General features: G+C 54.3%; 12 protein-coding genes. 2 read left to right on the top strand and 10 right to left on the bottom strand.

Going from position 1 to position 11,552, the window contains the following annotated elements:
• Window positions 1–134: 134 nt before the first annotated feature.
• Entirely contained in the window at window positions 135–1,334 is a 1,200-nt protein-coding gene (gene tyrS / locus VSS37_RS10315) for a tyrosine--tRNA ligase (protein WP_324694936.1), read from the bottom strand.
• A 255-nt stretch (window positions 1,335–1,589) separates the two neighbouring features.
• Here tyrS and VSS37_RS10310 point away from each other — a divergent pair, with 255 nt between their 5' ends.
• Window positions 1,590–3,167, top strand: a complete 1,578-nt coding sequence (locus tag VSS37_RS10310; RefSeq protein ID WP_324694935.1) for a M23 family metallopeptidase — start codon at window positions 1,590–1,592, stop codon at window positions 3,165–3,167.
• Window positions 3,168–3,183: 16 nt separating this feature from the next.
• Here the strand turns inward: VSS37_RS10310 and iscX are convergent, their stop codons facing one another.
• The 9 genes from iscX to cysE all read right to left on the bottom strand — a co-directional run bounded on the left by iscX (window position 3,184) and on the right by cysE (window position 9,532).
• Window positions 3,184–3,387 carry a Fe-S cluster assembly protein IscX gene (iscX, locus tag VSS37_RS10305; protein ID WP_324694933.1) on the bottom strand — a complete coding sequence of 68 codons (204 nt, stop codon included), beginning with the start codon at window positions 3,385–3,387 and terminating at the stop codon, window positions 3,184–3,186.
• Between the two features lie 12 nt (window positions 3,388–3,399).
• Window positions 3,400–3,738, bottom strand: a complete 339-nt coding sequence (gene fdx, locus VSS37_RS10300) for an ISC system 2Fe-2S type ferredoxin (protein ID WP_324694931.1) — start codon at window positions 3,736–3,738, stop codon at window positions 3,400–3,402.
• Between the two features lie 3 nt (window positions 3,739–3,741).
• Window positions 3,742–5,604 carry a Fe-S protein assembly chaperone HscA gene (gene hscA, locus VSS37_RS10295; protein ID WP_324694929.1) on the bottom strand — a complete coding sequence of 621 codons (1,863 nt, stop codon included), beginning with the start codon at window positions 5,602–5,604 and terminating at the stop codon, window positions 3,742–3,744.
• A gap of 7 nt (window positions 5,605–5,611) precedes the next feature.
• On the bottom strand, window positions 5,612–6,154 hold the full coding sequence (gene hscB, locus VSS37_RS10290; protein WP_324694927.1) for a Fe-S protein assembly co-chaperone HscB: 543 nt from the start codon (window positions 6,152–6,154) through the stop codon (window positions 5,612–5,614).
• The gene (gene iscA / locus VSS37_RS10285; protein WP_324694926.1) at window positions 6,154–6,474 is read right to left on the bottom strand and encodes an iron-sulfur cluster assembly protein IscA; all 321 of its coding nucleotides are present in this window, start codon (window positions 6,472–6,474) and stop codon (window positions 6,154–6,156) included. The genes hscB and iscA overlap by 1 nt, the downstream gene beginning before the upstream one ends.
• 17 nt (window positions 6,475–6,491) lie before the next feature.
• Window positions 6,492–6,875 carry a Fe-S cluster assembly scaffold IscU gene (gene iscU, locus VSS37_RS10280; protein ID WP_324694924.1) on the bottom strand — a complete coding sequence of 128 codons (384 nt, stop codon included), beginning with the start codon at window positions 6,873–6,875 and terminating at the stop codon, window positions 6,492–6,494.
• A gap of 23 nt (window positions 6,876–6,898) precedes the next feature.
• The gene (locus VSS37_RS10275) at window positions 6,899–8,122 is read right to left on the bottom strand and encodes an IscS subfamily cysteine desulfurase (protein WP_445971480.1); all 1,224 of its coding nucleotides are present in this window, start codon (window positions 8,120–8,122) and stop codon (window positions 6,899–6,901) included.
• 25 nt (window positions 8,123–8,147) lie between these two features.
• Complete coding sequence (locus VSS37_RS10270) at window positions 8,148–8,618, bottom strand: Rrf2 family transcriptional regulator (protein WP_324694923.1); 471 nt, start codon at window positions 8,616–8,618, stop codon at window positions 8,148–8,150.
• Between the two features lie 161 nt (window positions 8,619–8,779).
• Window positions 8,780–9,532: a serine O-acetyltransferase gene (cysE, locus tag VSS37_RS10265; protein WP_324694922.1), complete on the bottom strand. Its 753-nt coding sequence runs from the start codon at window positions 9,530–9,532 to the stop codon at window positions 8,780–8,782.
• Window positions 9,533–9,730: 198 nt separating this feature from the next.
• Here cysE and VSS37_RS10260 point away from each other — a divergent pair.
• Window positions 9,731–11,552, top strand: a 1,822-nt coding sequence (locus tag VSS37_RS10260) for a 1-acyl-sn-glycerol-3-phosphate acyltransferase (RefSeq protein ID WP_324694921.1), incomplete at its 3' end; no start/stop codon positions are given.

Below are 11,552 nucleotides of genomic sequence, written 5' to 3'. Positions count from 1 at the left end.
GTCCACTTCAGATTTCCAACCTTCAACCTAAGTCTCTGATTTTCCTTCTGTTTCAGAGGCGTTTGCCCCTGAAGAAGTTGCGCATTATACAGGGAGCATTCAGGCAGTCAATCACTTTCTGATATTTTTTTTCGTCAGTTCAGCGTAACTTTGGCGAACTTACGCTTCCCCACCTGGAACACAGCGGAAATACCTTTTTCAATCATAAGGCTACGGTCTTCTATCTTATTTCCGTCAATCTTCACCGCACCCTGTTGAATCATCCGCATGGCGTCAGAAGTGCTGCCAACCAATCCGGCTGCTTTCAATAATGCCGTAACCAACATACCTTCCCCCGCATTGTCCAAGTTGATCTCCGGCATATCATCCGGCATCGCGCCTTTCTGGAAACGCGCAATGAACTCCTCACGGGCACCAATCGCAGCATTACGGCTATGGAAACGCTCAATGATTTCCTCCGCCAGCAGAAACTTGAGGTCACGCGGATTCATGCCCTGCTCGACATCCTGTTTGAAACGCCTGATTTCAGCAAGCGGACGGAAACTGAGCAATTCAAAGTAGCGCCACATCAACTCATCCGAAATGGACATGATCTTGCCAAACATGTCATTGGGCGCGTCAGTAATGCCTATATAGTTGCCCAAGGATTTGGACATTTTGTTGACTCCGTCCAACCCCTCCAGCAATGGCATGGTGATAACGATTTGCTGTTCCTGCCCGTATTGACGCTGCAACTCACGCCCTACCAACAGATTAAACTTTTGATCAGTCCCTCCCAGTTCCACATCGGCTTGCAAAGCGACAGAGTCATACCCCTGCACCAAAGGGTAGAGGAATTCGTGAATGGCTATGGACTGTCCGGATTTATAACGCTTGCTGAAGTCATCCCGTTCCAGCATGCGCGCAACTGTGTATTTGGCCGCCAGTTGGATAAGACCGGCGCTGCCAAGTTGGCTCATCCACCGGGAATTGAAGGTGATCTCAGTCTTCTGCGGATCCAGAATTTTAAAAATTTGTTCCTGGTAGGTCAGCGCATTCTGCTGCACCTGTTCGGCAGTCAGGGGGGGGCGCGTAGCGGACTTCCCGGTTGGATCGCCAATCATCCCAGTAAAATCCCCGATCAGGAATAAAATATGGTGACCTACCTCCTGAAATTGCCGAAGCTTGTTTATAAGTACTGTATGACCAAGATGAAGATCTGGCGCAGTAGGGTCAAAACCCGCCTTGATGCGCAATGGCCGTCCTTGTTTAAGCTTCTCGACGAATTCGGCCTCGACAAGGACTTCTTCGCTTCCGCGCATCAGCTCCTGCATTTGGTCGGCAATATGATCCATTAATTCATGCTCCAGGATTGACAATTCTTTAGTTTTGATCTACATAGACGCTTAAGTTTAACAGTTTTCTTAGATAACGAAGCAAGCGAGTGATGCAGAGTGTCGTTCATTCTTGGCTGATAAACGTGGTGAGTCAACACCTATTGAATTCAGGAATAATTCAGTACATACTCGCTAACCTCCGTAAACTAACGGGTTTCTGTGGACGTTTTTTACACAGAAAATACAATTTGACTTCAGTATGGAGTGCAACCCTTGTTATCTTCCAACAGAAGGCCATTCCCTGAGAAAAAGAAAAAAAGTTGGGAAGAGGCCATACGGCATTACAACCTGCCCACTGGTGGCATTGAAATCAATATTCCAGGGGATTACAAACCCAAGCCTGCAAAAAGCTTCTTCAAACCTACCCCAACCAACACCAAGCAGGAAAAAAAGGCTTCCATCGCCCCACCAACCTCCCCCTCTGCGAAAAAGCCCCTGCGCTACATTGCCACCCGCTCACTCCTCCTAACTTGCGGATTGGCAACACTGGGCAATATTCCGGTGTACTCCATGATCAGTTCCCCGGAAAAGGACAAAATCCTGAGCCTAAATGAGCCTTACCTGGATAAAAACTCTCCCGCCCAAATCATCAAAGATTTAAACCTGCCCGCAGTTGCCGTTGAATCGTTTTCTGGCTATGCGGTTGATGTCCTGCCGGACGCGACCCAAGGCAGTTGGTCGATGCAGACGGTCGCTGACAACGACACTCTGGAATCCATTATGGGCGTCCTTGAATTGGCGAAAACATCGAAAAAGCTATTGGAAGACCCTTCCATCAAACAAGAATTGAAACACCTGAAAACTGATGCCCATATTCTGACCCAAGTAGTGGATGGTAGCCTGCAACAATTGATTTACGCCAAAGACAAGGATAATGCATATGTTATCTCTGCTACCGACGAAGGCTTTAAGGGACATTGGGAAAAAGACATTCTTGAAGTCCGCAATTCAAAAATCGCCTTCAGCGTCAGACACTCCGTTCAGCGTGACGGAAAAGCTGCTGGGTTGGGCAGCTCTTTAATACGTCAGCTCGGCCAGGTTTTCCTTCAGGATGTTGACTTCAAGCGGGACATCAAGGCAGGCGATAAGGTCGGCCTTATTTTTGAAGATTACCGTTATCAAGGCGAGAGCATTTACACAGACAAAATACTGGCTGCTGAATACACCAGTGGCAAAAACACCTATCAGCGCATCCGTTTCACGCTTGAAGATGGGAAAACTGACTACTTCCATCCAAACGGCGACACCGAACTCAAGCGCACTGCATTTGACCGCAAGCCATTGGATGGGCGCATGAGCTCAGGTTTTGGCATGCGCCGCCATCCTGTATTTGGGCTGTTCAAAAGCCATACCGGCACAGACTTCGCCGCACCACGCGGCACGCCTATCCATGCCACCGCCGACGGCAGCGTCAAATTCATGGGGCGGCAAAACGGTTACGGCAACGTGGTGGAATTACGCCATAATGGGGACATCACTACGCTTTACGGCCATATGTCCGCCTTCAGGGAAGACCTGCAATCAGGCGACAGCGTCAAACGAGGCGATGTTATTGGCTATGTTGGCTCTACCGGGACATCCACCGGCAATCATGTCCACTATGAGTTCCGCCTCAATGGCGAACCCCAAAATCCCATGACTGTCGAATTGCCGCAGGAAGGCATCATGACTGCCGAAGAAATCCGCCAGTTCAAAAACCTTGCCGCCGACATGACCCAACAACTCTCTGATTTGCGCAAACTGGCTTCTGCTGACAGCAACAAGCCTGCATCCGACCAGAAAGGGGGCTGACCAGCCCTCCTTTCCCTCACTCCGCTTCCGCCATCCACGCTAGCTGGATGGCTTCAAGAATTTTCTCGTTGGACTTGTTAGGGTCATCATTAAAACCGTCCAACTCCATCACCCATGCATGCAGGTCAGTGAAACGGAGATAACGCGGATCCACATCCGGGTGCGCATCATATAGCTGAATGGCTATTTCCTGCGTATCCGTCCATTTGAGTTCATCCATGCCCGCGCCTCCCTAGTGGTTTTCGGACACCATATTGATGGTATATTTGGGAATTTCGATCACAAGATCCTCATCCGCCACCTTGGCCTGACAGCTCAGGCGCGAATCCGGATCAACCCCCCATGCCTTGTCGAGGTAATCCTCTTCCTGATCGGTGGCATCTTCCAACGAATCGAAGCCTTCACGAATATACACATGGCACGTCGTGCAGGCGCAGGACTTTTCACAGGCATGCTCAATTTCAATGCCATGCCGCAAGGCGGCGTCACAAATGCTGATGCCCGGCTCGGCGTCAATGACCGCCCCTTCTGGGCAAACGTCTTCATGCGGTAAAAAGATCAGTTTCGGCATTGCTTATCCCTTGAATTCGTCGACCCGATGTCCGGCCATCGCCGCCCGGATACTGGCGTTCATACGGCGCTCAACATACGGCTCGGCAGCTTTTTCCAGCGCCTTGATGCCGCCTTCAATCGCCCGCCAGTCCATTCCCTGCCGCAATCCTGCAAGCTTGGCGCGGGCCGCCAGCAAGGCCGCCCGCTCGGTATCCTCCAGCAGCACATCCCCATCACTGGCAAGCGCGGCATCCAACGCTTCCATGGAACGGTCTGCCTCCACCTGCTGTTCGCGCAAACGGCGAGCCTCCATGTCTTCACGCGCATGCAGCATGGAATCACGCAACATGGTTTCAATCTCATTGTCACTGAGGCCATAGGAAGGCTTGACCTCCACGCCCGCGCTGACGCCGGTCGTCTGCTCCTGCGCCGTCACATTCAGCAAGCCGTCGGCGTCCACCTGGAAAGTCACGCGGATCCGCGCCGCCCCCGCCACCATCGGCGGAATGTCACGCAGCGAAAAACGCGCCAGCGAACGGCAAGCCTCCACTGTATCCCGCTCCCCTTGCAGGACATGGATCGACATGGCGGATTGCCCATCCTTGAATGTGGTGAACTCCTGCGCCCGCGCGACAGGAATGGTGGTGTTGCGGGGGATGATTTTCTCGACCAGCCCGCCCATGGTTTCCAAACCCAATGAGAGCGGGATCACATCCAGCAGCAACATCTCGGAATCCGGCTTATTGCCCGCCAGCACATCGGCCTGAATGGCAGCGCCAATCGCCACCACCCGATCAGGATCAATATCCACCAGCGGCGGCTTGCCAAAAAATTCAGCCACCTGCTCACGCACCGTCAATACACGGGTGGAACCGCCAACCATGACAATTTCCTGGATCGCATCCTTATCAAGGTTCGCGTCACGCAACGTGCGGCGGCATGCCGTCAGGGTCTTTTTCACCAATGGCGCAATCAGTGCATCCATATGGCTACGGGTCAGTTCGCCCTGCCATGCGCCTAAAGTCACTGGCGCAGATTCCTGCGTGGTCAGCGCTTCCTTGGCGTGACGGGCCGTCACTAACGCGGTGCGCAGGATTTTCTGCTCGGAGCATTCTTCCAACCCGGCTGCCTGCAACAACCATTCCGCGATGGCATGGTCGAAATCATCGCCACCAAGGGCGGAATCCCCCCCGGTCGACAACACTTCAAACACGCCTTTATTCAAATGCAGGATGGAAATATCAAAGGTGCCGCCGCCCAAATCATAGACGGCAATCACACCTTCAGCCGCCTTGTCCAACCCATAGGCGACCGCCGCCGCCGTGGGTTCATTCAACAGCCGGTAGACATTCAGGCCAGCCAAGGTCGCCGCATCACGGGTCGCCTGCCGTTGGGCGTCATCAAAATAGGCAGGCACCGTAATGACCACCCCACTCAGGTCGCCACCCAGCGTCTGTTCCGCCCGCTGCTTCAAAACGCGCAGGATTTCCGCCGACACCTCAACCGCCGCCACAACCCCACCAGCGGTTTGAATGCGCGGCACGGCGGAAGCCCCTGTCACGAACTGATACGGCAAATGCCCGCCGAGCTGCTTCACATCCCCTATCCCTCGCCCCATCAAACGCTTGACGGAAGCAATGGTGTTCAGCGGATCATCGGTAATAGCAGCTTTGGCCTCATCGCCGACAACCGGAGCCACGCCTGCTTGGTAACGCACCACTGACGGCAGCAAATGCCTGCCCTGCGGATCGGGAAAGGTGTCGGCCTGGCCGCTACGCACACTCGCCACCAGTGAGTTGGTCGTGCCAAGATCAATGCCCGCCGCCAACCGGTGCTGATGGGCAGTCGTGGACATGCCAGGTTCTGAAATTTGTAGTAATGCCATGATAATCCTAGAGACTGTCTTCCAGACGCTCTTCGCGTTGGCGCAAATCTTCCAGCAGACGTTCGTAGAAACGCATTTTGAGCATGATGTTTTTGGCGGCAGGGTAATTCGCCGCCGACCACTCCGCCGCGAAACCGTTTTCCAGTCCCTTCAGGGTCTGGCGGATTTCCGCTCCCACCACCTCCAGTGCCACAAACGGATCATCGGCATGTTCAGCGTCTTCCAACGCCTCGCGCATTTCCATTTGCTGCATCAGGAAGGCTGGATCGGAAGTGATGTCGCGTTCATCGTTGATTTCCACCCCCGCCAGCGTCAACAGGTAACGGGCGCGCAGGCGGGAATGGCGCAGGGTTTCATACGCTTCGTTGAGGAAAGAGGTGATCTGCACCGCCAGACGCCGTTCCTGATCACTGCCACTGGCAAACCGGTCAGGATGATACTGGGACTGAAGTTCACGGAAACGCCGCACCAATGCACCGTCATCCACCTCAAACTGCCGGGGCAGGCCGAACAGCGCAAAATAATCCTGCTTCAGCGCCTGCAACATCATCAAACGGTGAAACTTTCGCCGCAGCCGCAGCGCGCTTTCTCGTTGGGATTGCCGAACGTGAAGCCTTCGTTCAAGCCTTCGCGGGCATAATCCACTTCCGTGCCATCCAGATACACCAGCGCTTTAGGGTCGACAATGACCTTGACGCCATTGCTCTCAAACACGGTGTCGCCGTCTTGCAATTCGTCCACAAACTCCATGACATAAGCCATGCCGGAACAGCCGCTGGTTTTGACGCCAAGGCGCAAACCAAGCCCCTTGCCCCGGTTGGCAAGGAATTTGCCTACCCGGTCAGCGGCAGCGTCAGTGAGGGTAATCATCGTCAGTCTCCTGCCAGTTACTGCTGTTGCTTCTTCTGATAGTCTTCAATCGCGGAACGGATCGCGTCTTCCGCCAGCACGGAACAATGCACCTTGACCGGCGGCAAGTCCAGTTCAGCCGCGATGTCGGTATTCTTGATCTGTTTGGCTTCCTCCAAGGTTTTGCCTTTCACCCACTCGGTCAGCAGGCTGGAGGATGCAATCGCAGAACCACAACCGTAAGTCTTGAACTTGGCGTCTTCGATGACACCTTGTTCATTGACCTTAATTTGCAGTTTCATCACGTCACCGCAGGCGGGCGCGCCCACCATGCCCGTGCCAATATTGACATCCGCCTTGTTGAAACTGCCAACGTTGCGTGGGTTTTCGTAATGGTCAATGACCTTTTCGCTGTATGCCATGAATCTATACCTCGTTCAGAATCTTAGTGTGCAACCCATTCAACCTTGCTCAGGTCGATGCCTTCCTTGAACATTTCCCACAGTGGGGAAAGTTCACGCAGTTTGTCCACCGCCGTGCGGATGCGCTCAATCGCGTAGTCAACCTCATCCACGGTGCTGAAACGCCCCATGGACAAACGCAATGAGCTATGCGCCAGCTCATCAGTCCGCCCCAACGCGCGCAGCACGTAGCTTGGCTCCAGGCTGGAGCTGGTGCAGGCGGAGCCGGAAGACATTGCCAGGTCTTTCAACGACATCATCAGGCTCTCGCCTTCCACATAATTGAAGCTGATATTCAAAATACCGGCGACACGCTGTTCCAAGTCACCATTGACGTAAGCTTCCTCAATGTCTTTAAGGCCACCGTAAAGGCGGTTGCGCAACATCAGGATACGGTCATTTTCGGCATTCATTTCTTCTTTGGCAATACGGAAAGCTTCGCCCATACCGACAATCTGGTGGGTTGGCAAAGTGCCGGAACGCATCCCACGCTCATGACCGCCGCCATGCATCTGCGCTTCAATGCGCACCCGTGGTTTGCGGCGGACATACAAGGCACCGATGCCCTTGGGCCCGTAAATTTTGTGGGCAGAAAAGCTCATCATGTCCACCTTGAGCTTTTCCACATCAATGGGAACCTTGCCAGCGCTTTGCGCAGCGTCAACGTGGAACACGGTCTTATTGGCGCGGCACAACTCGCCAATGGCCGCGATGTCCTGAATCACTCCAATTTCATTGTTGACATGCATGATGGAAACCACACTGGTGTCCGGCCGCAAAGCCGCCTTGAATTTTTCCAGATCAATCAGGCCATTGGCCTCAGGGTCGAGGTAGGTCACTTCAAACCCTTCGCGCTCCAGCTGGCGGCAGGTATCCAACACCGCTTTGTGTTCAGTTTTGCAGGTAATGATGTGTTTGCCACGGCGCTCATTAAAATGGGCCGCGCCCTTAATTGCCAAATTGTCGGACTCGGTTGCGCCACTGGTCCAGACAATCTCTTTAGGGTCGGCGTTGATCAGCGCGGCGACATGGGCGCGGGCTTCTTCCGCCGCTGTTTCCGCCGCCCAGCCAAACGCATGGCTTTTGGAGGCAGGGTTGCCGAATACGCCATCCAGTGTCAGGTATTTCATCATTTTTTCAGCAACACGCGGGTCAACCGGCGTAGTTGCGGCGTAATCGAAATAAATGGGTGTTTTCAATTCACTCATTGGGTTTGTTCCTGCACTGGCATGATTAATGGGAGTGTGAATGGGAGATGAAATCGATGCGCTTGCGGCTCTGGCGATCAGCTGTTTCCCGCACGTCCAGCCGGGAAGTCATATCCGCCAGCGTAATCTCGGACAGGAACATGCGGATCTGGTTGCTCAAGTCCATCCATAGATCGTGGGTCAAGCAGCGTTTGTTGTCCTGGCAATCACCCAGCCCACCGCAACGGGTTGCATCCACATGTTCATCAACCGCGCTGATAATATCGGCCACCACAATATTTTCAGGCGCTCCATTCAATTGGTAACCGCCTCCAGGCCCACGCATGCTAACAACTAAGCCAGCCTTGCGCAGCTTGGCGAACAGTTGCTCCAGGTAGGAAAGTGATATATCCTGCCGCTCTGATATTTCCGCCAGCGATACAGGGTTCTCACCTGTGTGCAATGCCAGATCCAGCATGGCTGTCACCGCATAGCGTCCTTTAGTTGTCAATTTCATCTTAATGCTCTCCATTCAGGCTGCGGGACATCCTAACAATACCTGACAAAACCAGTCAAGTATTAACACTTTTCCTATCCCTTTTGAGAAGTGGCAACATCAGAACAACAAAAAGCCATCCCTTCTCCACAACACACCAGTTCAGCAGCAGCGAAGACTGATCACCCGATCTCCCTGCCAAACCCTTCGGCTTTCAGCATTGGCAGTGGCTTGGTTTCCACCACCCCACCCAAACGGTGGATTTCCTCGCACAACCGATCCATGCGCTCATCCATCAAATGGATATGATCCAACATCCGGTTAACCGCGTTAGCTACAGGGTCGGGCATATCCTGGGTGGCACCATACGCATCAAACCCCATTTTTTCGGCAATTTCTTCCCGCCGTTTTTCATTCATCTTGCGCGGGGTGACAACCTTGCCCGGAATGCCAATCACGGTGGCACCTTCCGGCACATCCTTGACAACCACCGCGTTGGAGCCGACCCGCGCGCCATTGGCCAAGGTGATCGGCCCGAGAATTTTCGCCCCGGCCCCAATCACCACGTCATTGCCGAGGGTCGGGTGGCGTTTGCCTTTCTGCCAACTAGTCCCCCCCAACGTCACGCCGTGGTACAGGGTGCAATCATCACCGATCTCCGCAGTCTCACCGATCACGACGCCCATGCCGTGGTCGATGAAAAAACGCCGCCCAATCGTCGCGCCAGGGTGAATTTCAATTCCGGTGAACAGGCGGGCGATGTTCGACAGCACCCTTGCTGGCCATTTAATGCCATTGCCCCACAACCAGTGGCTGGCGCGATGAACCAAAACAGCATGTAGGCCGGGATAAGTCGTAATAATTTCAAACACATTGCGGGCGGCAGGATCACGGTCAAAAATGCAGTAAATATCTTCACGGATGCGGGCTAACATGCTGCTCCTCAGGGTGTTGCGGAACTCAAGCTGCGTAGTATGCCTGCATCCCCAGGCTCGCGCCAACCACACACAGACGGGAAGGATTGCTACCTTGGGTAATGCCAAGCAAGACTTCACTGGTTTTCCTTGCGCAATAAATTTGTAAAACGTATCGTGCCAACACATAACAATGATTTCTGAAGGAGGAGAAAGCCCATGCCGCACGCCCTGCGCATCTATGGGTTTATGGTTGTTGTTGCCGCCCTTGTCATTAGCCCCATCCTGCAAACCTGGGTTACAAAGCCAACCAGTGTGCTGCTGGTGATCCTGCCGTTCGCCCTACTGAGCCTGTGGCGGCTCCAACAAACTGGCTGCACCCGGCAAGACTGGCGGGCGGCGCACCAACACCATGACCTGTGGCTGACCCTGATGGGCAAGGCCGTGTTCTGGAGCATCATCCTGACCCTGTTGGCCATCTTTCCGGCGCATTGGCTGCTGTTGGCGCTGATTGTCCCCGGTTTGCTGATTGGCATCCAAATCGCCCGCCACCTTTCACGCACCCATATTGAAACCGGGCTGATACCCGTAGGCGCGCTGGGTGTCATGGGCAGCGTTATCCTTCTAGGCTGGCAATTGGCCATTCCCCTGCCAGCGGCACTGCTGCTTTTGTTGGGCATCATGGGGGGGATTTTTGTGGCCCCCTTACAGGCATTGCTTGGCTACCATGCGCCAGAAGAGCGCCTGCCACAGGCAAGCGCCATTGACCACCTGTTGCAGATGGCTGTCACATTGGCGTTTACCGGCGGGTTCGCCCTGCTGGCGTGGCTGGGCGCAGGCGACTTGTTGCTCATGACCCTGCTGGCCGTGGTGACTGCCGTTGGGGCGCTGTACACCATTTACCAGATTCCGCAGTCGTTGTTGCGCTTCATTGTCAGCCGCCTGTTCCATGCCCGTTACCGCCTGAAAGTGGTTGGTTTTGAGCACCTGCCTGCGCGGGGCGGTGTGCTGCTGCTTGGCAACCACATCAGTTTTATCGACTGGGCATTGGTGCAAATGGCCTCACCGCGCCAATTGCATTTTGTGATCGAAAAAGGTTACTACGAACGCTGGTATCTGAAAGGCATACTCAAATGGTTGGGGGTGGTGCCCATCAGCGGCACGGCCAGCGCCGATTCCTTGGAAAAAGTCACCGAACTGCTGCAAGCGGGTGAAGCCGTGTGCCTGTTTCCGGAAGGCGCCATCAGCCGCACCGGGCAACTCGGCGAATTCAAGCGCGGCTATGAAAAAGCTGTGAAAAACACCAGCGCGGTGATCGTGCCATTTTACCTGCACGGCTTGTGGGGCAGCCGATTCTCCCGTTCCAGTGGTTTTTTGCGGCAGAACCGGCAATCCGGGTTCAAGCGTGACATCGTGGTGGCGTTCGGTGCCCCTTTGCCAGCGGGCATTCAGGCGTATGAGCTGAAGCCGAAAGTGTTCGACCTGTCATTCGCCTCCTGGGAAGCCTATTCCCACATGCTTGACCCGATTCCACTCAACTGGCTACGCTCGGCCAAGCGCATGAGCTTCCGCATCGCAGCCGCCGATGTGATCGGCGCGCCGATGAGCCACCACCGTTTCATCACCGCCGTATTCCGCTTTGCCGCCGAAATCAAAAAACTCAGCCCGGAACAGAATATCGGTTTGCTGCTGCCCACTAGCTCTGGCGGGGCGATCGCCAATATGGCAGCGCTGTCTTTGGGCAAAACCGTGGTCAACCTCAACTACACTGCCAGCAGCGAAGCCATGCAAAGCGCGGTGCAGCAGGCTGGCCTGAAAAAGATTTACACCTCGAAGCGTTTCCTCGACAAACTCAAAGAACGCAATATCGACATCGCCGCCATCCTCCCCGACATGCCGCTGGTGTTCCTCGAAGAGCTGAAGGAAAGCATTTCCCAAGCCAAGCTGTTAAGCACACTCTTAATGGCAATGTTGTTGCCAGCCCGTGTGCTGCAATGGCTGTACCTACCGAAATTCGACATGGACGCGACCGCCGCCATCC

Source organism: Candidatus Thiothrix phosphatis (genome assembly GCF_035668035.1).
Taxonomy (GTDB): domain Bacteria; phylum Pseudomonadota; class Gammaproteobacteria; order Thiotrichales; family Thiotrichaceae; genus Thiothrix; species Thiothrix phosphatis.
Note: the sequence above shows the minus strand (reverse complement) of the source record. Positions and strands in the feature narration are given on the sequence as shown.

Bases quoted from the DNA above. Each gene is read 5' to 3' on its own strand.
- iscX (WP_324694933.1), bottom strand. From the start codon at position 3,387: ATGGATGAACTCAAATGGACGGATACGCAGGAAATAGCCATTCAGCTA.
- cysE (WP_324694922.1), bottom strand. From the start codon at position 9,532: ATGTTAGCCCGCATCCGTGAAGATATTTACTGCATTTTTGACCGTGAT.
- iscU (WP_324694924.1), bottom strand. From the start codon at position 6,875: ATGGCATACAGCGAAAAGGTCATTGACCATTACGAAAACCCACGCAAC.
- hscA (WP_324694929.1), bottom strand. From the start codon at position 5,604: ATGGCATTACTACAAATTTCAGAACCTGGCATGTCCACGACTGCCCAT.
- iscA (WP_324694926.1), bottom strand. From the start codon at position 6,474: ATGATTACCCTCACTGACGCTGCCGCTGACCGGGTAGGCAAATTCCTT.
- hscB (WP_324694927.1), bottom strand. From the start codon at position 6,154: ATGATGTTGCAGGCGCTGAAGCAGGATTATTTTGCGCTGTTCGGCCTG.
- tyrS (WP_324694936.1), bottom strand. From the start codon at position 1,334: ATGGATCATATTGCCGACCAAATGCAGGAGCTGATGCGCGGAAGCGAA.
- fdx (WP_324694931.1), bottom strand. From the start codon at position 3,738: ATGCCGAAACTGATCTTTTTACCGCATGAAGACGTTTGCCCAGAAGGG.
- VSS37_RS10270 (WP_324694923.1), bottom strand. From the start codon at position 8,618: ATGAAATTGACAACTAAAGGACGCTATGCGGTGACAGCCATGCTGGAT.
- VSS37_RS10275 (WP_445971480.1), bottom strand. From the start codon at position 8,122: ATGAGTGAATTGAAAACACCCATTTATTTCGATTACGCCGCAACTACG.